A 22,219-nucleotide genomic window follows, 5' to 3' on the forward strand; every position below is an offset into this window, starting at 1 on the left:
CGAGCTGCTCCCCGACGGCACCTTGCAGGTCACCACACCCAGCGGCGTCACCCGCAGCACCCGGCCACCCGGCCTCCGCGATCTGGAGGCCCAACCGGCACTCCCCGCACCACCCCGGGCGGCACCGACGGAGGACCCGCCGCCGTTCTGAAGCCGCCGTTCTCAAGCCGCCGGTCGGAGCACCGTACGAGCGCGTCCCGTCCCGGCCTCGGTGTCAGCCGCGCCGGGTGCGGGCCGCCTCGGCGAGCTCGGCGAGCAGCTGCTCGGTCGTCGGCAGGTCGACGCAGGCGTCGGTGACGCTCTTGCCGTACTCGAGGTTCCCCGGGTGCTGCTGGTCGAGGTCCTGCCGGCCGGCGAGCAGGTTGCTCTCCACCATCACGCCCCGGATCGCCTGCTCGCCGCCGGCGATCTGGCCGGCCAGATCACGGACGACGTCGATCTGGCGCAGGTGGTCCTTCTGGCTGTTGCCGTGCGAGGCGTCGACGACGAGCACCTCGGGCAGCCCGCGGGCGGCCAGCCGGCGCCGCGCGTCGGCGATGTGGGCGGCCGAGTAGTTGGGGCCGTCCTTGGCGCCGCGCAGGATGACGTGGCCGGTGCCGTTGCCGGTCGTCGACAGCTGGGCGGAGACCCCGTGGGCGTCGACGCCGAGGAACTGGTGCGGCGCCCGCGCCGTCATCACCGCCTGGATGGCGGAGTCCACGCTGCCCTCCGGCGAGTTCTTGAACCCGACCACCGACGAGAAACCGGACACCCGCTCGCGGGCGGTCTGGTCGGTGACGTTGCGCGCCCCGACGCCGTTGTAGGTGACCAGCCCGTTGACGTACTGCGGCGTCAGCGCGTTCAGCGGTTCGGCGGCCACCGGCACGCCCGATGCGGTGATGCGGCACATCAGCATCCGGGTCGCGACCAGCCCGACGCTGATCCGGCTCGACCCGTCGAGGAACGGGTCGTAGGCGAACCCCTTCCAGTCGACCTCGGTGCGCGGCTTCTCGGTGTAGGTGCGCATGAGGATCTCGAGGTCGGCACCGTGCCGCTCGCGCATGCGGCCGATGAAGGCGGCGTACTCCAGCGCCGCCTCCGGGTCGTGGATGGAGCACGGCCCGGCGATGACCGCGAGGCGCTGGTCGGCACCGGTGAGGATGCCGGTCACCGCCTGCCTGGCGGCCCGCGTGGTGGCGGCCGAGGCCTCCGGCACCGGGACGACGGCGGCGACCGCGGCGGGGGTGACGACGACGCTGGAGCCGGTGATCCGGGTGTTGACCAGGTCGGAGAGGTCGGTCCCGCCGTCGGGCGCGACCCCGAGCTCCCGCTGGACGACCGGCAGCAGCTCGGCGAGCTCGCCGTCGATCCGCCGGTTGACGCGGGTCTGCACCTCGAGCAGGAGCTCGGCGACGCGCGCCGCCTCGGTCAGGAGCGGCTCGGCGGTCATCGTTCCTCCAGTGCGGCGGTGAGCAGCGCGACGAGCGCCTCGAGCTGGACGTCGGCCGAGCCCTGCATCTCCTCGTCCGAGCCGTCGAGCGCCCGGGCGGCCAGGCCGGCCTTGCTGTCGATGAGCTCGGCGATCCGGGCGTCGAGGGTCTGCGCGGCGATGATCCGCCACGCCGTCACCGGCTCGGTCTGGCCGATGCGGTGGCTGCGGTCGATCGCCTGGGTCTGCTCGGCGTCGGTCCACGACAGCTCGGCGAGCACCAGGTTGGAGGCGACCTGCAGGTTGATCCCGACGCCGGCGGAGGTGAGCGAGCAGACCGCGACGGCGACCTCGGGGTCGTTGACGAACGCGTCGATGTTGCGCTGCCGCACCGACGGCGTCTGGTCGCCGCGGATCGAGGAGTAGCGCAGCCCCATGCCCTCGAAGGTCTCCTCGGCCACGTCCATGACGTCGATGTGCTTGGCGAAGAAGACCACCTTGCCGGCGCTGCGGGCCAGCTGGGCGGCGTAGTCGGCGGCGAGCCCGGCCTTGGCCTGCCCGATCCGCCGCATCATCGTGAAGACGTTGTCACCGCCGGTGCCCGAGGTCGAGTCCTTGAGCTCCCACCCGGCGACCTTGCGCACCAGCGCGTGGTCGATGCCCTCGACCACGGTGGCCGACTCGCGGGCGGCGAGCGCGCTCTCGTAGCGCTTGACCAGGCGGCGGGCCAGCTCCCGCTCGGCGGCCCGGATCGAGCGGCCGGCCTTGTCGTCGAGCTCGACGGGGAGGTCGGCGATCCGGCGGGCGGGGATGTCGGCGGCGACGTCGACCTTGCGCCGGCGGACGATGCCCCGGTCGATGACGCACTGGCGGGCCGCCGGGTAGAAGCCCGGGTCGGCCGGCGTCAGGCCGGTGCCCTCCAGGCACTCCATCAGCTCGCCGAGGGGCTTCTCGTCGTCGATCCAGCCGAGGAACTGCCAGATCGCCCGGAAGTCGTCGATGTCGTTGATCAGCGGGGTGCCGGTGAGCGCCATGAGCAGCGGCCGGGCGGTGCGCAGCCGGATCCGCTGGGCGATCTCCAGCACGTGCTGCGAGCGCTGCGAGCTCTTGTTCTTGATGAAGTGCGCCTCGTCGACGACCATCCCGCCGAACCCGAAGTCGCCGATCCAGCCGACGTGCCGGTCCAGCACCTCGTAGTTGACGACGACGATGTCCGCGAAGGCGTCGGCGTTCTCGCCGTTGCCCTGGATCACGGTGGCCCGGCGCTGGGGCACCCAGCGCGCGGCCTCGCGGGCCCAGTTGGTCTTCACCACGTTGGGGACGACGACGAGCAGCGGGAACGCCTGCGCCGCCTCGGCCGCGAGCAGCGACTGGGCCGTCTTGCCCAGGCCCGGCTCGTCGGCGAGCAGGAAGGTGCGGTGCCCGTTCGCGGCCGCGGCGACCAGCTGCCCCTGGTGCGGCATGAGCTCCAGCCCCGCCGGGGTGAACTGCGAGCTCGGGAACGGCAGGGGCATGCACGCCGGGGCGCCGCCGCCGGCCCGCTCGAAGGAGTTGAACAGCGGCTCGAGCACCTCCCAGCCGGCCAGCCGGCGCGGCCGCACCGCGGTGGGGCGCACGGCGTCGAAGTCGGGGGCGAGGAAGGGGTTGGCCAGCTGCCGCGAGATGACCGACTGCGGCACCACCTGGCGCTCGGCGGAGGCGGCCACGGGGGCGGCCTGCGCCGGCTGGGGGGCCGCCTCCTCCTCGGGGACCTCGATCCCGGCGGCGGCGAGCAGCTCCCGCCGGTGCGAGCGGGCCGCCTCGGTGGCGACGGCGTCGTCGGCGAGCAGCGCGAGCAGGCCGGAGTTCCGCACCGCGGTGGTGGCGAGGATCGTCGCGATGCCGTCGAGCCGCTTGAGCTGCTCGGCGCGGCGGCCCTCGCCGGCGCTCTGGTCGGCCTGCACCCGGGCGCGCTCCTCGCGCAGCACCAGGGCGATCGCCTGGAACTCGGCGCGCACCGACGGCGTCACGCGGTCGCGCTTGACCGCCGCCTCGACGTCGCGGACGGCGCGGGCGAGCACCGCGATGACGTCGCCCTCGCGGACGCGCCGCTGGGCGCGCGGGGCGCCGCGCCGGGCGCCCGTCGAGCGCCGGCCTGGTCGAGCCACAGACTCCTCCTCTGCACTGCCCCGCGAGGTGCCGGGCAGGACGCGCACACGGCCCCTGGACCGGACGGCGCGGGCGAGCACCGCCCCGCGGGGTGTGCTGCTCCGCGATCCGGCCCCGCCCCGGGGCCGCACGGGGGGACGACGTCCCGGGCCGTGTGCCCCGATGGCCCCTCGGGACCGTCAGCCCGCCGGACGACGGCGGGGGCACCGGTCGCACCAGCGGGCATCCTCGCCAGGCGAGGGCGTGCTGGCCCGCGGCCGGTACGGCCCCCACAGTAGACCCCGGGCGGCGCCGCGGGCCCGGGCGGCGTCGCGCCGCCCGCGGCTCAGCCCCCGACGGTCGCCTGCAGGTCGTTGCGCGGGACGACCCGGAGGGCGCGGAAGGGCAGGTCGTGGGCGCCGGGCCGGGCCCACTCCACCTCGACGACCTGGCCGGCCCGCAGGCCGCCCGAACCCGTGGTGCTCTGCTCCACCGCTGCCGCGTCGGCCCAGCAGCCCCCCGGGAGGTCGGGTGCCTCGATGACCGCGCCGTCCCCGTCCCACCGGACGACGGTGCCGAAGGTCGTGCCGCCCTGCGTCATGGGCCGAGGCTCCGCCGTCCCCGCCGCGGGAGCAACCCCGACGGCGCGCGGGTCAGCCGTCCGGGGCCCGCGCCGCCTCCTCGGCCGGGGTGCGCCGGCCGAACCAGAAGATCCCGATCGCCAGCGACACCGCCAGGAGGACGGCCATGACGACCAGCAGGGGCACCGGCCCGAACTGCGCGATCAGGGGCAGCGCCGCCGCGGTGACCAGCCCGCCGCCGAAGAACGGTTCGAACGCCAGCTGCTTGTACCCGAACGCCTCCATGGCCGGGGTGGCGGCGTTGGGGTCGGCGACCCGGATCAGGATCAGGCCGGTCGCCGTCACGCCCAGGGACTGCCCCAGGTCGCCGATGCCGCGCTCGAACCAGAAGCGCGGGATCATCCGGCGCGCCAGGAAGACGAAGACGCCCACGTTCCAGGCGAGGCCGGCGACCGCGAGGAGGAGGAACGTCACCCAGTTGTCCGCGATCGCCTGGATGGACAGCGTCGCCAGGGCGCTGATGATCAGCAGGTCCAGCGCGATCCCCTGGATGCGCAGCATCATCTGCCGGTCGACGATGCCGGTGCGGTCGAACCGGTCGACCACCTTCTGCACGACGACGCCGCCGATCATCGCCAGCGGGAACAGCGGCACGAATTCGAACAGCTCGACGGTGTCCGCCCACAGCGCAGCCTCCAGCGCCTGGAGCGCCTCGAGCAGGCCGAGCCCGATCAGGATCGCGACGGCGACGACCGCGAAGTGGATGGCCAGCGGCTCCACCGAGGCGGTGCGCACGGTCATCAGTGCGGCCGGTGGCTGCTCCTCGCGCTCGTAGAGGCCGCGCTGCTCGGCCAGCGAGGTCTTGGCGTCGTCCTCCAGCACCTGGGCGCGGCCGGTGCGCACGCCCCAGTTGATCAGGGCGATGCCGACGACGACGCCGGAGACGACCCCCACCGTGGCCAGCCCGAGCGCCAGGTCCTGGCCCTCCGGGAACCCGAGGTCGGCGAAGGTGGTGCCCAGGCCGGCCGCGGTGCCGTGACCGCCCTCGAAGCCCACCTCGATGAGCGCACCGACCATGGGGTCCTGCCCGAGGAAGGGGACGAGCAGGAGGACGGCGAGCAGCAGCCCGATGACGTACTGGCCGGAGGCCATGGTGACGCCGAGGGCCAGCTGGGGGCCGGCGAGCTCGGCGGCCTCCTTCACCTTGGGGATGCGCTCCCCGAGGAAGAGGGTCGCGAACACCACCGAGATGAGCAGGCCGGGCAGGGAGGCCCAGACGTCGAGGAACTCCTCGGGCCACAGGCCGCCGGTCAGCGGCGCGTCCTCCCCGCCGATGGCCTCGGCCACCGCGCCGACCACCTCGGGGCCGATCACCAGCGCCAGGAAGCCGCCGATGATCGAGCTGGGGAGGAAGAGCTTCTGGGCGATCCGGGACCGGATCCGGACGAGCTTGGCCACCAGGAGCAGGACCCCGAGCACCAGCAGGCTCAGTCCGATGACGTCAGGGGACACGGTGCCTCCGTCCCGTGCGGTCCGTCGGGACCGGTCGCGCCGAGCATCCGGGAAACGAGCCCCACCCTGGCGGCTGGGCCGTCCGGCCACAACCCGTGCCGGGCCGGGGGCGCCCCCGAACCGTTGCGGCCGTCCCCCGCCGGGGGTGGGATGGGCCATGGCCGTCGTCCGGGGTGACCGCCCCTCCGGTGGGGCGCGGAGCCGCCGCGGGCACGAGGCGCACTCCCCGCACCTCATCCCCGCCGCCGGGTGGCGGCGGGTGCTGCGGCGGGTGGCACGCCAGGTGCTCAGCGACCGGCTGATGGTGCAGAGCGCGGGGGTCTCGTTCTTCGCCGTCCTGTCGATCGCCCCCGTGCTGGTGACGGCGCTGTCCATCTACGGCTTCGTGAACACGCCCGAGACCGCCCGCCGGCAGCTGTCCGGGCTGGCCGACGTGCTGCCCACGGACCTCGACGCGGTCGTCACCGACCAGCTCACGACGATCACCGCGGCCTCGGCCGACGTGCTCACCTTCCGCGGCCTCGCCGGCCTGGTCGTGGCGCTGTGGACGGCGACCACCGCGATGACCTACCTGCTCGACGGGCTCGGCATCGCCTACCACCAGCCGGAGACCCGGGGCTTCCTGCGCCGGGTGGCGCTGGCGCTGCTCTTCGTCCTGGGCGGCGCGGTGCTCCTGGCGGCGCTGCTCACCGTCGCCGGGGTCGCCTCGGCCTGGATCGCCGGCTCGTCCGGCCCGTTCCGCCTGGCCGCCCGGGTGCTCTCGTGGCTGGCGCTCGCCGCGCTCATGGCCGTGGCGCTGGCCGTGCTCTACCGGTTCGGCCCGGCCCGGGCGCGGGCCCGGTGGCGGTGGCTCACCCCCGGGTCGGTCCTCGCGACGGTCGTCTGGCTGGTGGTGACCTACGGGTTCTTCTCCTACGTGCAGAGCCTGGGCAGCTACCAGTCCACCTACGGCTCGCTCGCCGGCGTCGCGATCAGCATGTTCTGGCTCTGGACGACGGTCCTGCTGATCTTCTTCGGCGCCGCCGTGAACGCCGAGGCCGAGCGGCAGACCGCACGCGACTCCACCGTCGGCCCGGAGCGGCCCGCGGGGAGCCGGGGCGCCGTCGTCGCCGACGACGTCCCGCCGCACCCCGGGGAGTGACGGGCCCACTGCCCTCAGCGGACCTTCATCCCCCAGGCGGTGAAGCAGGCGGCGACCGCCGCGGTGATGGCGAGGAGCCAGAGACCCGGCTGGTAGTTGCCGATCCAGCCGTAGACGGCCCCCATGAGCAGCGGCGGGGCGAACCCGCCGAGCCCTCCTGCAGCACCGACGACGCCGGTCACCGCCCCGACGGTGCCCGCGGGCGCCACCAGCGCCACGAGGGCGAACACCGCGCCGGAGGACGCGCCCAGCGCCGCCGCCATCGCGAGGAAGGCGACCGTGCCGAAGGGGGCCAGCGGTCGCTCCAGGGCCGAGATCGCGGCGAAGACGGTGACGGCGGCGAAGCAGGTGACCAGCACCGGTATCGGATGCAGGCGGTCGGACAGAATGCCACCGACCGGGCGCATCACCACAGCGAGCGCCACGAACCCAGCGGTCCGCAGGGCAGCGTCTCCGGGAGACAACCCGAACGCGTCACGGAGGTTGGTCGGCAGGTACACGCTGAAGGCGACGAAGCCACCGAAGCCGACCGCGTACAGGAAGGACAACTGCAGGGTGACCGGCAGCCGGACGGTGTCCCACGTCCGCCGGAGCCCGCCGCCGGCGCTCGTGGTCCGTCCCGGAGCGTCCCGCAGCAACAGGTAGGCGAGGACCGCGTAGGCGGCGAGGAGAGCTGCGACCAGCGTGAAGGGGAACTCCAGCCCGTAGGCGTCCATCAACCCGACCGTGGTGAAGGCCGAGATCGCGGTGCCCCCCATGCCGGCACCGAAGATCCCCAGCGCGGTCCCCCGCCTGGCCGGTGGGAACCAGCCGTTGACCAACGGGACCCCGATGGCGAACGTCGTGCCGCCCAGCCCGAGCACGAAGCCGCCGAGCAGCATCATCGGGTAGGAGTCGTTCCCCACGTAGCCGATGAAGAGCACCGGCAGGATGGTCAGGGCGCTCACCGCGGGGAACATCGAGCGCGCCCCGTACCGGTCGGTGAGGGCACCCACCGGGATCCGGCCCACCGAACCCACGACGACCGGCACGGCGACCAGCAGCGACTTCTGCAGCGGGCTCAGCCCGAGCTCGTCGGTGAAGTAGGCACCCAGCGGGCTGACCAGCGCCCACGCCCAGAAGTTGACGGTGAACCCGGCGGTCGCCACCGCGAGCACGAGCCAGGCCTGCCGCGGGATACCGGCGTCCCCGCCGGTGCCCGCTCGCCCGAGCCCCGGCGACGAACTCATCGCCGGGGTCCTCCCACCCGCTCCCAACCTCTCGGGGTGGCACGGTTGCCCAGGTGCTCGTCCCGGCTGCGGTACACGATGTAGGGCCGGGTGAAGTAACCCAGCGGGGCGCTGAACACGTGCACCAGCCGGGTGAACGGCCAGATCGCGAAGAGCAGCAGAGCCGACAGCGCGTGCAGCTGGTACCCGAGCAGGGCCTCGGACATCAGCTCCGGCTGCGGCTGGAAGTAGAAGATGCTCCGGAACCACGGGGACACCGTGTCCCGGTAGTGCGACTCCCCGGCAGCACCCATGACGGTGTTGCTGAGCCCGAAGATGATGGTCGCCGTCAGCACCACGTACATGAACTTGTCGTTCCTGGTGGTCGCCGAGAACACCGGCCCCACCGTGCGCCGCCGGTAGATCAGGATGGCCAGCCCCGCCAACGTGCAGAAGCCCGCGATGGCGCCGATCCCGACGGCGACGACGTGGTACATGGCCTCGGTGATCCCGACCGCGTCCGTCCACGACCGCGGGATGCCCAGCCCGATGACATGCCCGCCCAGGGCGAAGAGGATCCCGAAGTGGAAAAGCGGGCTGCCCCAGCGCAGCAGACGGCGCTCGTACAGCTGGCTGGAGCGGGTGGTCCAGCCGAACTTGTCGTACCGGTACCGCCAGTAGTGACCGACGACGAAGATCGCCAGGCTGATGTACGGGAGGATGACCCACAGCACGATCTCCAGCGCGTTCATCGGGCGGCTCCAGCAGGTGCTCCGGACGGTGGCGGGGGGATGAACTGCGGCGGGGCGAAGGCGGTCGCGCCGTACGGATCGACGCCGACCTCCTCGGCGGGCGGACCCTCGGCCGCCAGCCGCAGGACCGCCTCGCGGTCGGCCGCCTGCACCGGGGGCAGGGTGGCGCTGACCGCCTGCAGCACCCAGCGGTAGGGGGACCCCTGCTCCTCCAGGGCCAGCCGGATCAGCTCAAGACCGGCCCGGTGCTCGTTGAGCAGGCGCTCACCGCGGGCGGCGTCCCCGGTGGCGGTGAACTCCAGGACGACCGCCAGGTGGTCGGGCAGCTCGCCGTCCTCGAGGACCATCCCCGCCCGCGAGTACAGGTGCTTGAACTGCAGCAGCGCCATCCCCCGCTTCCGGGTGTCCCCGTGCACGTAGTAGGTGAGGTACAGGCTGCTGCGCCGGCGCAGGTCGAAGGTCTCGACGTAACCGGCCTGCTGCTGCTCCAGCGGGGTGGTCTCCAGGTGGTCGAGGAACCGTCCGAGCGACCCGGCGATCGGCGCGGGCAGCGGTGCCACCACCGCCCGCAGCAGCGGCAACCGCCCGAGCAGCGCCTCGTCGGGGTAGCCCAGCAGCAGCGAGGCGGCCTGCCGGGCGGCGGCCAGCTCGACGGCCGACGCCGCCGTCCCCCGCCTCACGGCTTCGGGTCCACGACGCCGGGCGAGCCGTCCCCGGCTCCACCGCCCCCCGGGCCGTGCAGCCCGGGCTGCTCGTCGGGCCGGGGCGGGAACAGCCCCGTCGGCGCCCCCTTGCCATCCCAGTTGAGCAGGTTGACGCGCTGGGCCTTGGTCGGCGGCGCCGACAGGGTGTCGGTGGTCTGCCGGCCGGCAAGCATGTGGAAGTTCTCCACGGCGATGGGCGTCACCCCGCCCGAGGTCTCGCCGAAGGGGCCCCAGCCGCCCATCCCCGGACCGCCGTCGTAGTCCAGCGAGCAGCCGCTGTCGAACTCCTCCCGGTCCGGGCCCTGCTCGGCGTGCGCGGTCGGGATGACGTACCGCTCGTCGTACTTGGCGACGGCGAGCAGCCGGTGCATGTCCTGGATGTCCTGGCCGGTCATCCCGACCGCAACCGCGATCGACTCGTCCGCGGGACGGCCCAGATTGAGGTCGCGCATGTAGGAGCGCATCGCCCCGAGCTTGCGCAGCACCCCGGCGACCCGCTCGGTGTCGCCGGCGGTGAACAGCTCGGCGAGGTACTCCAGCGGAATCCGCAGCGACTCGATGGCGCCGAAGATGTTGCCGGCGCTCTCCCCGTCGTGCCCGGTCTCGGTGAGCGCGTCGACCACCGGGGACAGCGGCGGGATGTACCAGACCATCGGCATGGTGCGGTACTCCGGGTGCAGGGGCAGCGCGACCTCGTACCGGTTGATCAGCGCATATATCGGCGAGCGCTGGGCGGCGTCGATCCAGTCGCGCGGGATGCCCGCCCGCTCGGCCTCCCGGATCACCTCGGGGTCGTGCGGGTCCAGGATGATCGAGCGCTGGGCCTCGTAGAGATTCTGGTCGTCCGGTGTGGACGCGGCCTCGAGCACCCGGTCGGCGTCGTAGAGCACGATGCCGATGTAGCGCAGCCGGCCGACGCAGGTCTCCGAGCACACCGTCGGGATCCCGACCTCCACCCGGGGGAAGCAGAAGGTGCACTTCTCCGCCTTGCCGGTGCGGTGGTTGAAGTAGACCTTCTTGTACGGGCAGCCGGTCACGCACATCCGCCACCCGCGGCAGCGGTCCTGGTCGACCAGGACGATGCCGTCCTCGGCCCGCTTGTAGATCGCACCCGACGGGCAGGACGCCGCGCACGACGGGTTGATGCAGTGCTCGCAGATGCGCGGCAGGTAGAACATGAAGGTCTCTTCGAGCTTCTCCCTGATCTGCGCCGAGACCTTCTGCAGGACCGGATCGGCCTGGGTGAGCTGCGGGGCGCCACCGAGGTCGTCGTCCCAGTTGGCGCTCCACTCGACCTTCATCGGCCTGCCCGACAGCAGGGAACGCGGCTGGGCGACCGGGGTGTGCTCCTGCAGCGGAGCGTTGGTCAGCGTCTCGTAGTCGTAGGTCCAGGGCTCGTAGTAGTCGCCGATCGACGGCTGGACGGGGTTCGAGAAGATGGTCAGCAGGCGCTTGAGCCGGCTACCGGTGCGCAGCCTGAGCCTGCCGTTGCGGCCGACCTCCCAGCCGCCCTTCCACTTCTCCTGGTCCTCGTAGGTGCGCGGGTAGCCCTGGCCCGGCCGGGTCTCGACGTTGTTGAACCAGACGTACTCGACGCCGCTCCGGTTGGTCCAGGCCTGCTTGCAGGTGACCGAGCAGGTGTGGCACCCGATGCACTTGTCGAGGTTCATCACCATGCCCATCTGGGCCATGACGCGCATCAGTACTGCACCTCCTGGTTGCGGCGGCGGATCACGGTCACCTCGTCGCGCTGGTTGCCGGTCGGCCCGAGGTAGTTGAACGCGAACGACAGCTGCGCGTAGCCGCCGATCAGGTGGGTGGGCTTGAGGAAGAGGCGCGTCCCGGAGTTGTGGATGCCGCCGCGCTTGCCGGAGGTCTCCGCCAGCGGGACGTCGATCACCCGTTCCTGCGCGTGGTACATGTAGACGGTCCCCTCGGGCATGCGCTCGGAGACGATCGCCCGGGCCACGATGACGCCGTTGCGGTTGACCGCCTCGATCCAGTCGTTGTCGCCGATCCCGACCTTCGCGGCGTCCTGCGTGCTCATCCAGATTGTCGGGCCGCCCCGGGACAGCGAGAGCATGAACAGGTTGTCCTGGTACTCCGAGTGGATCGACCACTTGCTGTGCGGCGTCAGGTACCGGACGGCTATCCCGAGGTCGGAGACGACCCCGACCTGCGGCTCGCCGTAGAGCGCCGTCATGTCCAGCGGTGGGCGGAACACGGGCAGGTTCTCCCCGGCCTCGGTCATCCAGTCGTGGTCGAGGAAGAAGTGCATCCGTCCGGTCAACGTGTGCCACGGCTTGAGCCGCTCGACGTTGATGGTGAACGCCGAGTACCGGCGTCCACCGTGCTCGCTGCCCGACCACTCCGGCGAGGTGATCACCGGCGTGGGTCGGGACTGCGCGTCGGCGAAGGTGATCTGCTTGCCCTCGTGCTCGGCCGCGAGGTCGGCCATCCGGAACCCGGTGCGCTCCTCGGAGTGGTGGAACCCCTGGGTCGCCAGCCGCCCGTTCGTCGTCCCCGACAGCGCCAGGATCGCCTCGCACCAGTGCACGTCCCGCGCCAGCGCCGGCTGACCGGCCGCCACCCCGTCGCGGATTACGCCGTTCTTGTGCCGGAGGTACTCGACCTCCTTGTCCGGCCTGGTCTGCACGCCTTTGACCTGCAGCCCGATGTCGGCCACCAGCGGGCCCATCGCCGCCCACTTCTGGGCCACCGCCCCGTAGTCGCGTTCCTGCACGACCACCTTGGGCATCGTCTTCCCCGGGACGGGCTCGCACTCGCCCGCCTTCCAGTCCCGGACGACACCGCGCGGGTTGGCCAGCTCGTCGGCGGTGTCGTGCAGCAACGGCAGCGCCATCAGATCCCGGCGGACGCCGAGGTGCGTCGCGGCCAGCCGGCTGAACTGGCGGGCGATGGCACCGAAGGCGTCGAAGTCGGTCCGGGTCTCCCACGGCGGCGAGATCGCCGGGCTGAACGTGTTGACGTAGGGGTGCATGTCCGTGGTGTTGAGATCGTGCTTCTCGTACCACGTAGCGGCCGGCAGCGTGATGTCGGCGAAGATCGTGGTGCTGGTCATCCGGAAGTCCAGCGCCAGCAGGAGGTCGAGCTTCCCGGTGGGCGCCTCGTCGCGCCAGACCACCTCCGTCGGCCGCGCCTCCGGGGGCGCCTCCTCCGCGCGGAGGGAGGAGTCGGTGCCGAGCAGGTGCTTGAGGAAGTACTCGTTGCCCTTCCCGGAGGAGCCGAGCAGGTTGGCCCGCCAGACGGTGAGCACCCGCGGGAAGTTCTCCGGCGCGTCCGGGTCCTCGCCGGAGAAGCGGATGCTGCCCTCCCGCAGTCCGTCGACCACGTACTGACCGGGCTCCTTGCCCGCGGCGGCCGCCTCGTCGGCGAGGTCCAGCGGGTTCCGGTTGAAGGTCGGGAAGGACGGCATCCAGCCCATGCGTGCGGACTGCGCGAGGACGTCGGCCGGCGCCTTCCCGGCGAACCGGCCCTGGCCCAGCGGCGAGGCGAAGCCGTCCAGCGTCGTCCGGTCGTAGCGCCACTGGTCGGTGTGCAGGTACCAGTAGGCGGTCTGGATCATCTGCCGCGGCGGGCGGGCCCAGTCCAGCGCGCCGGCCAGGGTCTGCCACCCGGTGACCGGCCGGCACTTCTCCTGGCCGACGTAGTGCGCCCAGCCCCCGCCGTTGACCCCCTGGCAGCCGGTGAGGTTGGTCAGCGTGAGGAATGCGCGGTAGATCGTGTCGGAGTGGAACCAGTGGTTGGTGCCCGCGCCCATGATGATCATCGACCGGCCGTCGGAGTCCTCGGCGTTCTGGGCGAACTCCCGGCCGATCCGGGCCGCGGCGGCGGCACTGACGCCGGTGAACTGCTCCTGCCAGGCCGGCGTGTAGGGCTGCGTGGGGTCGTCCGCACCGGTCGGCCAGGTGCCGGGGAGCCCGGGGCGGCCGACGCCGAACTGCGCCAGGAGCAGGTCGTAGACCGTCGTCACCAGGTGCTTGCCGAGCCGGCGCACCGGGACGCCGCGGCGCAGCGTGCCACCCTCGCCGCCGCCCGTGTCGAAGCGGGCCAGGTCGACGGGCGCCGTCTCGGCGCCTTCCCGGTAGAGCGACAGCAGCGGGTCGACCTCCCCCAGGTCCAGGTTCCACCGCCCCTTGCCGCTCTCCCCGTACCGGAAGCCGAGCGAGCCGTTCGGCACGTGCGGCTCGTCCGTGGCCGAATCGACGAGGACGGTCTTCCACTCGGCCTCGTCCTGCGTGTCGCCCAGATCTGCGGCGGTGAGGAATTTGCCGGGGACGTACGCGTCACCGCGGGGGGTGAGCGTGAGGAGGAACGGCAGGTCGGTGTACTGCTTCACGTACGACTGGAACCGCGGCACCTGCCGGTCGACGAAGAACTCCTCGAGGACCACGCGCCCCATCGCCATCGCGAGCGCGCCGTCGGTACCGGGGTGCGGGGCGAGCCAGTCGTCGGCGAACTTCGTCGCGTCGGAGTAGTCGGGGCTCATCACGACGACCTTCTGGCCGCGGTAGCGCGCCTCGGTCATCCAGTGCGCGTCCGGGGTGCGGGTGACCGGGACGTTGGAGCCCCAGAGGATCAGGTAGCTGGCGTCCCACCAGTCACCGGACTCCGGGACGTCGGTCTGGTCGCCGAACACCTGCGGTGAGGCAACGGGTAGGTCGGCGTACCAGTCGTAGAAGGAGAGCATCGGGGCACCGATCAACGCCATGAACCGGGCGCCGGCGGCGTGCGACACCATGGACATCGCCGGGATCGGCGAGAAGCCGGCGACGCGGTCGGGCCCGTACCTCTTGATCGTGTGCACGTGCGCGGCGGCGACCATCTCGGTGGCCTCGTCCCAGGAGGCGCGCACCAGGCCGCCCTTCCCGCGCTGGGACTTGTAGGTGCGGGCCTTCTCCGGGTCCTCGACGACGTCGGCCCACGCGAGGACGGGGTCACCGAGCCGGGCCTTCGCCTCGCGGTACATGGTGAGCAGCGAGCCGCGCACGTACGGGTAGCGGACCCGGGTGGGCGAGTACGTGTACCAGGAGAAAGCCGCTCCGCGTGGGCAGCCACGGGGCTCGTACTCGGGGCGGTCGGGGCCGGTGCTCGGGTAGTCGGTCTGCTGCGCCTCCCAGGTGATGATCCCGTCCTTGACGTAGACCTTCCAGGAGCAGGACCCGGTGCAGTTCACCCCGTGGGTGGAGCGCACGACCTTGTCGTGGCTCCAGCGGTCCCGGTAGAAGCTGTCGGCGTCCCGGCCGCCGATCTGGTGCAGGGAACGGAGGTCGGCGCTCACCTCGCCCTTGCGGAAGAACCTCGACGTCTTGACGAGGGCTTCGGACAACCCTCCGTCGAGACCAGCGTGTCCATCGGATGCGGTGTCGGTGCGGGCGCGGGTCACGTGGCTCCTGTCCGTGGTCGGACCCGCCCCGGCGGGGCGGGCGGATGACTCCCTGGTCCTCCGGGGGCCTCCGGGACTCCCGGTGCGTGCAGGGCACGGCTGGCCGGCCGGGCCCTCGTCGTCCTCCCTACGCGGCGCGCGCACGGGCGGACCACGGACCAAGGTCTCGGGATGGGTGCCCGGAGGACCTCCGCCCGCGACGAACCGCTCCCAGGAGCTCGCCGCCACGGCGGTCAGCCGCGCGGGCCGTGACCGGCGACGAGCGGCGTGTCGGCACCGGCGGCACCGACCCGTGCTGCCCCGCCGGGAGACCCGAGGGCCAGGTCCCGTCCCGGCAGCGGCTCGGCGAAGAACCGCGCGTTGTCCGCGGTGAACACCGACCAGCGCTCGGGGACGTCGTCCTCGTAGTAGATGGCCTCGACCGGGCAGACCGGCTCGCACGCGCCGCAGTCCACGCACTCGTCGGGATGGATGTACAGGGCTCGCTCGCCCTCGTAGATGCAGTCGACCGGGCATTCGTCGACGCACGCGCGGTCGAGCACGTCGATGCACGGTTCGGCGATCACGTACGTCACCTGAACTCCCCCGTTCCCCGGCGGTGTCCTTTCGGAGGGTAGCGGTCCTCCTTATCCGTTGTCGCGCGGAACCGCCGCGTCCGGGAGGCTCGCCTCCGCGGCCCGGGGGAACTCGGCCACGCAGAGGTCCGGGGTGACGAACGGCTCCAGCCGGGCAGCCGACGCGAGGCCGGGCTGGCCGAGCCGCAGCAGCGCGCCACGCATCAGGCCGAGGTGCAGCGCACAGACGATCCGCGGGTGCGCCCGGGCGGTGTCGCGGAACGGGCAGCGCTGGAGCGCCAGCCGGTGAGCAGCCGGGGTCATCTCGACCCGCGGCGCGAATCCCAGCCGGTCGAAGAGGGCCCCGACATCACCGGCCGCGAGCTCCGGCGACCGGGTCTGCGACTCGGGGAACTCGGCCGCGGCCCAGCGGCGGCCGGCCTCCTCGGCGCGGCGGGAGCCGTCGTCCCCGCCGGACCCGAGCGCACCCGCCAGGAGGTCGGCGAGCTGGCGATGACCCTCGTCGTCGGCCTGCGGGACGGCGGCGTAGAGCAGTCGCGGGCGCCCCGGCCCACGAGGTCGGGCCGGGAGCTGGGCGACGAGACCGGCCGCCTCCATGACCTGCAGGTGGAGCCGGGCCGTCGTCCGGTGCAGGCCCACGGCCTCGGCGAGCGTGGGCACGTCCATGGGGCACCCTTCGGCCCGCAGAACGCCCAGCATCCGCCGTCGCGACCGCACCGCGAGCGCGGCGTACCGGCGTTCGGCCGGGGTGTCGGTGGCCGAGGTCGACCGGGACGGCATGACCGCATTCTCGCCCGCGGGCCGATCGGCCGCGACGTCACCGTCGGGGCGCCCCCACCCCGCACACCACCGACCGCCGGGGGACGACACCCACCTTGCTTTTCTCACGGAAGGGGCTGTAGAAAAAGGTGCACATCCGACGCACCACCTGGAGGAGCATGTGACCGCCGCCCTCGACGAGCCCGCCGTCGCCGCCGCACCGGAACGCCACGAGCACCTGCGCGACGGGCTGGTCCGGCACGCGGAGGCCGTCATCGGCACGGTCGCCGCCGGCCAGTGCCACGAGACCGCCCGCGCCGAGCTCGTCGACTTCCTGCGGGGCGAACTGATCGAGCACACCAGGGTCGAGGACGAGCTGCTCCTCGGCGCCGGAGGAACGGGGCGGACGGCCCTGCTCGTCGCCGCGGTGCAGGACCAGCACCGGATGGTCGGCGTCCTCGCGCGGGAGGTCGAGCGGGCGACCGACCCCCTCGACCTCGCGGTCGCGGCAGGCGCGCTGGTCGTGCTGTTCGACGTGTGCGCGCACCAGGAGGACAGGTACCTGCTCCCGGCCCTGGCGGCCGCGGGCGTGGACCTCGACGGCCTCCTCGGGGACGCCCCCACCGTCGGCACAGCCGCCGAGGTGCAGCGGTGAGCACCGCGGGCACCCGTCCGGTCGACCTGGGCGCCCTCTCCGACGAACTGCTCGGCGACGCGGCCGCCCAGAACGCGCTCCGCGCCGCCCACACGCTGCCCCACCCCGTCGACGGCCTCCGCCAGACCGTCATCGCGCTGATCGGGGGGCAGCAACTGGCCGAGCACGAGAGCCCGGGACCGGCCACCCTGCTCGTCCTCCGGGGCAGGGTCCGGCTGGTGGCCGGGGACGACGAGATCGCTCTCCGCGCGCACCAGATCGCCCCCATCCCCCACCGACGGCACAGCCTGCAGGCCGACGAGGACTCCGTGGTCCTGCTGAGCGTCGCCGTCGGGCAACGCACTCCCGCAGCGGACTGACCGGCCGCGGGGCTCAGTACCGTACGTGCTGGCATCGCTGCGGCGGCTGAGCCCCGCCTCCGGGCTGCTCGCCGCGCGGGCGGTGCCGAGCAGCATCGCGGACAGCACGAGCACCCAGACGGCGAACGCGACCCAGGTCCCCACCGCCCCGACCACGCCGACCAGGGGGAGGCCGTCGGCCTGGGCCAGGTACGTGGCGGCGACGGCGTACATGCCGAGCGGGAAGACGATGCTCCACAGCGACGGCTCGTAGGCCAGCGGGACGCGGTGGGTGCGGTGCCGCCACCACCCGGCGGCCACGAGGACCGGGATCAGCCAGGTGCCGAACAACCAGATGCTCACCGACACCCCGGCGACCAGCCCGCGCACCGCCTCCACCATCGGGGTGTCGACCATCTCGACGATGCGCGCCCCGGCGAGGACCGTGATGGCCCCGGCCCCCATCGCCACCCAGTACGGCGGGGTCAGATCGGCCGGCCGCAGCTCGTAGACCAGCAACCGGACCGAGACCATCGTGCTGACGGCGGCGTACAGGACCAGCCCCACCGACCAGGCGAACGCGGCCACCACCGCCAGCCCGGCGCGCAGGGGCGGCAGCTCGGGCTGGAGGCCGGCGGCCGATGCGGCGATCGACTGGGCGGCCACCACCCAGATGAACCACGTCCCGTTGGCCTTCGTCAGCACCGGGCGCTCGGCACGCCCGAGGACCGACGTCCAGGGCACCACGTAGCCCAGCACGAGCCAGGCCAGCAGACCCACGCCGAGCAGGGCGGCGGTGGCGCCGTGGTGCCCGTCCGTCGCCAGCCGCACCCCCAGCACGTTGCCGCCGGCGATGAAGGCGAAGAACCCGACCCCGCGTGCGGGGTCGGTGAAGTCCGACCGGACGGCCTCCGGGAAGGCGAGGAACCGCCAGGCGTCGAGCGCCAGCAGGACGGCGAAGGAGGTCGCGCACCGCCGTCCGGAGCCGGCCCGGCTGCACCACCCTCGTCAGGCCGGCCCCGTCGCGGCCCGGCCCGAGCGCTCGCCGCAGCGGCTCATCCCGCGGCTCGGACCGCCGCCGCCAGCGCCGCCGGCTGCAGCTGCCGGAAGTCGAGCGGCAGCCCGTCGAGCAGCACCGTCGGCGTCTGGTTCACGCCGTCCCGGCTGGCCCGGTCGGTCGCCGTGCGAGTCCAGTCCTCGTAGACCAGCTCCCGGATGCCCCGCTCGACCGCGGGCCCGGAGGCACCCACCTCCGCGGCGAGCGCGATCAGCTCGTCGTCGCTCAACCCGGCACCGCCCTCGGCCGGCTGGCGCGCGTAGAGGAGTCCGGCGAAGCGGGCGTACGCCTCGGGACCGGCCGCGTCCACCACCACCCCGGCCGCGTTCAGCGCGCGGGTCGAGAACCGGTCGGACGAGGCGCGGTCCAGGAAGGCCATGGGGTGGTGGACGACCTGCGCGCTGCCGTCGGCGGCGAGCTCGGCCAGCGTCGTCCCGCTGCGCGTCTCGAACTCGGCGCAGGCCGGGCACTGGAAGTCCTCGTAGACATCGAGCGTGACCGGGGCGCCGGCGTCGCCCACCGCGATCGCCGTGCCGCCCTGGACCGTGTTCGCGGGCACGGCGGCGCCGGCCGACGAGGTCCGCGACGACTGGACGACGACCACGAGGGCGATCGCCACGGCGAGCAGCGCGGCGACGGCGAGCCCGGTCGTCACGCTCCTGCGGCGCCGGGCGGCGACGGCGCGGGCGGCCTCCTCGGCGCGGCGGGCGGCGATCCGCTGCCTCGCGGTCGGCCGCCGGCGCGGGCCGGGGGCCTGGACGGCCAGCTGGTCAGTGGGCACGGGTCTCCTCCGGAAGGGCGGTGGCAGCGGCCGGCGATGTGCCGTCCGCGGTGGGCGTGGAGCGGGCAGCCCGAGCCAGCGCCAGGCGCGACCGGGGCCAGCGGGCCAGCAGGAGCGCAACCAGCAGCAGCGCGACGTCGCGGGCGACCGCCTCCGGGTACGCGGTGTCGGCGGCCGCGACCTGACCGCCACCGAAGCAGCCGCAGTCGATCTGCAGGCCCCGGGCCCACGCGGAGAGGACCCCGGCCGTGAACGCGACCAGCAGGACGGCGGAGGCGAGCGCTGCCGTCCGGACGAAGACGCCGGCGAGCAGCGCCAGGCCGATGGCGATCTCCAGCACGGGCAACCCGAAGGCCAGCGGCGGCACGAACATCTCCGGCACCAGCTGGTAGGCCCGTACGGCCCGGACGGCGGCGGCCGGATCGGGGAGCTTCCATGCGCCCGCGAGCAGCATGACGCTCCCGAGCACGAGCCGCCCGGCCGTCGCCGCCCACGGACCCAGGTGCCGGTGGACACCGGCCGGGGCGCCACGCGCCGGAAGGGTGCGGGTCACCGGTCCTCCCTCCGCCGGCTCGCTGGCCGACTCGTCGAGAATTTACTACGGTATCCACCGTGGAAATAGACGGCGACACCCCAGACCTGGGGCCGGCACCTGTCCGGTGGTCGCGCGGCACCCCGATGTCCGGCCCACGCGGCGCCGTGCTGGAGCGGCTGCAGCGCTCGTCCGGACCGATGACGATCGCCGGCCTCGCCGCGGAGACCGGCGTCCACCCCAACACCGCGCGGGAGCACCTCGACGCGCTCGTGGCCCGGGGGCTCGCGACGCGGGAGCGGGCGGCCGCGACGGGCCGCGGCCGCCCTGCCTGGCGATACTCCGCCGTGGACGACCGACCCGAACCGGATCCCCGGGTGCGCGACTACGCCGGCCTGGCCACCGCGCTCGCCGGCCACCTCGCCCGCACCTCGCCGAACCCCGCCGGGGAAGGCCTGGCCGCGGGGTGGGCGTGGGGCCGGTCGCTGACGGCCGACCGGCCGTCGCCGCCGGCTGCCTCGCCCCGGCACCAGGTCGTCGCCCTGCTCGAGGAGCTCGGCTTCGCGCCGGAGGCGGACCCCGCGGCGACCACGGTGGCGCTGCGCCGGTGCCCCCTGCTCGACGCCGCCCGCGAGCACCCGCAGGTCATCTGCCAGGTGCACCTGGGCATCGTGCGCGGGGCGCTCGAGCAGCACGGCGGTGATCCGGAGCCCACCGATCTGCTGCCGTTCGCGGAGCCCGGGGCGTGCCGCCTGCATCTCGACACCCGGTCGCTCGCGGTGGAGCGGACGCCCGGGGACCCGCCCACACCCTGACCCCACGGCCCGCACGGGGTCGGGCGTCAGGGGGTGACCAGGTGCGGCGGCAGCTCCGGCTCCCGGCTCAGCTCCGCCTTCGCCACCGAGCGCAGGTGCACCTCGTCGGGCCCGTCGAAGATCCGCATGGCCCGGTGCCACCCGTACATCGCCGCGAGCGGGGTCACGTCGGTCACGCCGGCCCCGCCGTGGACCTGGATGGCCCGGTCGATGACCCGCGTGGCGGCGCGGGGCACCGCGACCTTCGCCATCGCCACCAGGTGGCGGGCCGCCTTGTTCCCCTCGGTGTCGATCACGTGGCTGGCGTGGTGGCACAGCAACCGGGCCTGGTCGATCTCCAGCCGGGACTCGGCGATCTGCTGCTGCACCACGCCCTGGTCGGCCAGCCGCCCGCCGAAGACCACCCGTTCCTTCGACCGGCCGACCAGCAGGGCCAGCGCCCGCTCGGCGGCACCGAGGGCCCGCATGCAGTGGTGGATCCGGCCGGGCCCGAGCCGCGCCTGGGCCGCGGCGAAGCCCCCGCCCTCCTCCCCGATCACGTTGGTGACGGGGACGCGCACCTGGGCGAAGGTCACCTCCGCGTGGCCGTGCTGGTCGTGGTGGCCCATGACCGGGTAGTCGCGGACGACGGTGACGCCGGGGGTGTCGCGCGGGACGAGCACCATCGTCTGCTGCCGGTGCGCCGGGGCCGACGGGTCGGTCTTGCCCATCAGGACGAAGAAGGCGCAGCGGGGGTCCATGGCTCCGCTGCTCCACCACTTGCGGCCGTTGATCACGTACTCGTCGCCGTCGCGCTCGATGCGGGTGGCGATGTTGGTGGCGTCGCTGCTGGCGACGTCGGGCTCGGTCATCGCGAACGCCGAACGGATCTCTCCCGCGAGCAGCGGCTCGAGCCACTCCTCCTTCTGCCGGTCGGAGCCGAGCAGGTGCAGCAGTTCCATGTTGCCGGTGTCGGGCGCCGCGCAGTTGATCGCCTCGGGCGCCAGCTCCAGGCTCCAGCCCGACAGCTCCGCGATCGGCGCGTACTCCAGCTGGGTGAGGCCGGACTCGTCGGGCAGGAACAGGTTCCACAGCCCCCGGGCGCGGGCCTCGTCCTTGAGCGCCTCCACGACGGGCGGCGGCTCGTGGTCGTCCGGGCCCGCCGCCCGCCGGTGCGCCAGGTACCGGGGTTCGGCGGGCAGCACGTGGTCGCGCATGAACGCGCCCATCGCGTCGCGCAGCTCACGTGCACGGGGGGACGGCTCGGGCAGGACGTGCTCCCGCATGGGTGCTCCTCGTCGTTCGGGTCGGTGCGGAACGGCGCTCGGGCGCCGGGGTCTGCGGGTCCCCACCCGCTGGTCGTCAGCCCCCGGCCGGCGACAGCGGGCCCGGGGGCACCGGCCGACCGGCGTTCCCGCCGGCGGCGAGCTCCCACGCATCGACGGCGTCCCAGTCGGCGCCGTCCAGCGTGGCCAGGGCGGCCGGGAACAGCCCGAAGTCCTCCTTGAACATGTGCTCGTCGAGCTCGTGGAGAATCCGTCGCACCCCGTCGGACCAGAGCTCCGCCGACCCGGCGGCCTCCCCGAGGTCGTCGAGGTCGTCCACGGCGTCGAAGAGGTCGGCGTGCTCGCCCTCGAGGGCCGCCACGTGCTCGGAGAGCTCCGCGACCCGTGCCAGGAGGGGGAACAGCGCCTTCTCCTCCTTGGCCACGTGCGGGCCGAGGACCCGCAGCAGCGCGAGGAAGTGGTCGCGTGCCCGGCCGACGTCACCGTCGGCCAGCGCCCGCCGGACGACGTCCCCCAGCGCGCGCAACTCGTCGTGCTCGTCCATCAGGCGGCGGACCGTGGTCAGGTCCCGGCATCCGCAGTGATCGCACATCGTCGGTCTC

The 22,219-nt window shown here is 73.5% G+C and carries 20 protein-coding genes and 1 pseudogene; 5 read left to right on the forward strand and 16 right to left on the reverse strand.

Features of this window, described 5'->3' with window-relative positions; translation table 11 throughout:
- Nucleotides 1-214 precede the first annotated feature (214 nt).
- From E9529_RS10575 to E9529_RS10590, 4 genes are all read right to left on the reverse strand, one after another.
- Nucleotides 215-1,429 carry a 3-deoxy-7-phosphoheptulonate synthase gene (locus E9529_RS10575; RefSeq protein ID WP_236831115.1) on the reverse strand — a complete coding sequence of 405 codons (1,215 nt, stop codon included), beginning with the start codon at nt 1,427-1,429 and terminating at the stop codon, nt 215-217.
- Nucleotides 1,426-3,555, reverse strand: a complete 2,130-nt coding sequence (locus E9529_RS10580; protein ID WP_236831116.1) for a DEAD/DEAH box helicase — start codon at nt 3,553-3,555, stop codon at nt 1,426-1,428. The genes E9529_RS10575 and E9529_RS10580 overlap by 4 nt, the downstream gene beginning before the upstream one ends.
- 326 nt (nt 3,556-3,881) lie before the next feature.
- Complete coding sequence (locus E9529_RS10585; protein WP_236831117.1) at nt 3,882-4,136, reverse strand: hypothetical protein; 255 nt, start codon at nt 4,134-4,136, stop codon at nt 3,882-3,884.
- 52 nt (nt 4,137-4,188) lie between these two features.
- The gene (locus E9529_RS10590) at nt 4,189-5,628 is read right to left on the reverse strand and encodes a sodium/glutamate symporter (RefSeq protein WP_236831118.1); all 1,440 of its coding nucleotides are present in this window, start codon (nt 5,626-5,628) and stop codon (nt 4,189-4,191) included.
- 157 nt (nt 5,629-5,785) lie between these two features.
- On the opposite strand from E9529_RS10590, the gene E9529_RS10595 reads away from it, so the two are divergent.
- Nucleotides 5,786-6,769 carry a YihY/virulence factor BrkB family protein gene (locus E9529_RS10595; RefSeq protein WP_236831119.1) on the forward strand — a complete coding sequence of 328 codons (984 nt, stop codon included), beginning with the start codon at nt 5,786-5,788 and terminating at the stop codon, nt 6,767-6,769.
- Nucleotides 6,770-6,783: 14 nt separating this feature from the next.
- Here the strand turns inward: E9529_RS10595 and E9529_RS10600 are convergent, their stop codons facing one another.
- The 7 genes from E9529_RS10600 to E9529_RS10630 form a co-directional block, all read right to left on the reverse strand.
- Nucleotides 6,784-7,998, reverse strand: a complete 1,215-nt coding sequence (locus E9529_RS10600; RefSeq protein WP_236831120.1) for a nitrate/nitrite transporter — start codon at nt 7,996-7,998, stop codon at nt 6,784-6,786.
- On the reverse strand, nt 7,995-8,729 hold the full coding sequence (narI, locus tag E9529_RS10605; RefSeq protein WP_236831121.1) for a respiratory nitrate reductase subunit gamma: 735 nt from the start codon (nt 8,727-8,729) through the stop codon (nt 7,995-7,997). Before narI ends, E9529_RS10600 begins: the two co-directional genes overlap by 4 nt.
- Nucleotides 8,726-9,409: a nitrate reductase molybdenum cofactor assembly chaperone gene (gene narJ, locus E9529_RS10610; RefSeq protein ID WP_236831122.1), complete on the reverse strand. Its 684-nt coding sequence runs from the start codon at nt 9,407-9,409 to the stop codon at nt 8,726-8,728. Before narJ ends, narI begins: the two co-directional genes overlap by 4 nt.
- On the reverse strand, nt 9,406-11,133 hold the full coding sequence (gene narH, locus E9529_RS10615; RefSeq protein ID WP_236831123.1) for a nitrate reductase subunit beta: 1,728 nt from the start codon (nt 11,131-11,133) through the stop codon (nt 9,406-9,408). The genes narJ and narH overlap by 4 nt, the downstream gene beginning before the upstream one ends.
- Complete coding sequence (locus E9529_RS10620) at nt 11,133-14,783, reverse strand: nitrate reductase subunit alpha (RefSeq protein WP_236831124.1); 3,651 nt, start codon at nt 14,781-14,783, stop codon at nt 11,133-11,135. Before E9529_RS10620 ends, narH begins: the two co-directional genes overlap by 1 nt.
- 290 nt (nt 14,784-15,073) lie before the next feature.
- Nucleotides 15,074-15,415, reverse strand: a complete 342-nt coding sequence (fdxA, locus tag E9529_RS10625) for a ferredoxin (RefSeq protein ID WP_236831125.1) — start codon at nt 15,413-15,415, stop codon at nt 15,074-15,076.
- A 51-nt stretch (nt 15,416-15,466) separates the two neighbouring features.
- Entirely contained in the window at nt 15,467-16,195 is a 729-nt protein-coding gene (locus E9529_RS10630) for a metalloregulator ArsR/SmtB family transcription factor (RefSeq protein ID WP_236831126.1), read from the reverse strand.
- Between the two features lie 160 nt (nt 16,196-16,355).
- Between E9529_RS10630 and E9529_RS10635 the strand changes: the two genes are divergently transcribed.
- Genes E9529_RS10635 through E9529_RS10645 form a run of 3 tightly spaced genes read left to right on the forward strand, consistent with a single transcriptional unit; the run spans nt 16,356 to nt 17,441 of the window.
- Nucleotides 16,356-16,829: a hypothetical protein gene (locus E9529_RS10635; RefSeq protein ID WP_236831127.1), complete on the forward strand. Its 474-nt coding sequence runs from the start codon at nt 16,356-16,358 to the stop codon at nt 16,827-16,829.
- Nucleotides 16,826-17,188, forward strand: coding sequence for a LuxR family transcriptional regulator (locus E9529_RS10640; RefSeq protein ID WP_236831128.1), 363 nt, complete (start codon nt 16,826-16,828; stop codon nt 17,186-17,188). Before E9529_RS10635 ends, E9529_RS10640 begins: the two co-directional genes overlap by 4 nt.
- 25 nt (nt 17,189-17,213) lie before the next feature.
- On the forward strand, nt 17,214-17,441 hold the full coding sequence (locus E9529_RS10645) for a hypothetical protein (RefSeq protein ID WP_236831129.1): 228 nt from the start codon (nt 17,214-17,216) through the stop codon (nt 17,439-17,441).
- Here E9529_RS10645 and E9529_RS10650 read toward each other — a convergent pair.
- The 3 genes and pseudogenes from E9529_RS10650 to E9529_RS10660 all read right to left on the reverse strand — a co-directional run.
- Nucleotides 17,339-18,118 (reverse strand): annotated as a pseudogene (locus E9529_RS10650) (tellurite resistance/C4-dicarboxylate transporter family protein); the annotation flags it as partial. The gene E9529_RS10645 and the pseudogene E9529_RS10650 overlap by 103 nt on opposite strands.
- 104 nt (nt 18,119-18,222) lie before the next feature.
- A complete protein-coding gene (locus E9529_RS10655; RefSeq protein WP_236831130.1) occupies nt 18,223-19,005 on the reverse strand; it encodes a thioredoxin domain-containing protein in 783 nt (260 codons plus the stop codon).
- Complete coding sequence (locus E9529_RS10660; protein WP_236831131.1) at nt 18,995-19,558, reverse strand: MauE/DoxX family redox-associated membrane protein; 564 nt, start codon at nt 19,556-19,558, stop codon at nt 18,995-18,997. The genes E9529_RS10655 and E9529_RS10660 overlap by 11 nt, the downstream gene beginning before the upstream one ends.
- A 125-nt stretch (nt 19,559-19,683) precedes the next feature.
- Between E9529_RS10660 and E9529_RS10665 the strand changes: the two genes are divergently transcribed.
- Complete coding sequence (locus E9529_RS10665) at nt 19,684-20,352, forward strand: metalloregulator ArsR/SmtB family transcription factor (RefSeq protein WP_236831132.1); 669 nt, start codon at nt 19,684-19,686, stop codon at nt 20,350-20,352.
- Between the two features lie 26 nt (nt 20,353-20,378).
- Here the strand turns inward: E9529_RS10665 and E9529_RS10670 are convergent, their stop codons facing one another.
- Together E9529_RS10670 and E9529_RS10675 are read right to left on the reverse strand one after the other, a co-directional pair.
- A complete protein-coding gene (locus E9529_RS10670; RefSeq protein WP_236831133.1) occupies nt 20,379-21,617 on the reverse strand; it encodes an acyl-CoA dehydrogenase family protein in 1,239 nt (412 codons plus the stop codon).
- A 76-nt stretch (nt 21,618-21,693) separates the two neighbouring features.
- Nucleotides 21,694-22,209, reverse strand: coding sequence for a hemerythrin domain-containing protein (locus E9529_RS10675; RefSeq protein WP_255708788.1), 516 nt, complete (start codon nt 22,207-22,209; stop codon nt 21,694-21,696).
- Nucleotides 22,210-22,219 lie beyond the last annotated feature (10 nt).

This window comes from Blastococcus sp. KM273128, assembly GCF_021698975.1.
Lineage (GTDB): Bacteria > Actinomycetota > Actinomycetes > Mycobacteriales > Geodermatophilaceae > Blastococcus.

Coding starts and splice junctions, on each gene's coding strand:
- E9529_RS10575 (WP_236831115.1), bottom strand. CDS start 1,429: ATGACCGCCGAGCCGCTCCTGACCGAGGCGGCGCGCGTCGCCGAGCTC.
- E9529_RS10585 (WP_236831117.1), bottom strand. CDS start 4,136: ATGACGCAGGGCGGCACGACCTTCGGCACCGTCGTCCGGTGGGACGGG.
- E9529_RS10595 (WP_236831119.1), top strand. CDS start 5,786: ATGGCCGTCGTCCGGGGTGACCGCCCCTCCGGTGGGGCGCGGAGCCGC.
- E9529_RS10600 (WP_236831120.1), bottom strand. CDS start 7,998: ATGAGTTCGTCGCCGGGGCTCGGGCGAGCGGGCACCGGCGGGGACGCC.
- narI (WP_236831121.1), bottom strand. CDS start 8,729: ATGAACGCGCTGGAGATCGTGCTGTGGGTCATCCTCCCGTACATCAGC.
- narH (WP_236831123.1), bottom strand. CDS start 11,133: ATGCGCGTCATGGCCCAGATGGGCATGGTGATGAACCTCGACAAGTGC.
- E9529_RS10630 (WP_236831126.1), bottom strand. CDS start 16,195: ATGCCGTCCCGGTCGACCTCGGCCACCGACACCCCGGCCGAACGCCGG.
- E9529_RS10665 (WP_236831132.1), top strand. CDS start 19,684: ATGTCCGGCCCACGCGGCGCCGTGCTGGAGCGGCTGCAGCGCTCGTCC.
- E9529_RS10670 (WP_236831133.1), bottom strand. CDS start 21,617: ATGCGGGAGCACGTCCTGCCCGAGCCGTCCCCCCGTGCACGTGAGCTG.
- E9529_RS10675 (WP_255708788.1), bottom strand. CDS start 22,209: ATGTGCGATCACTGCGGATGCCGGGACCTGACCACGGTCCGCCGCCTG.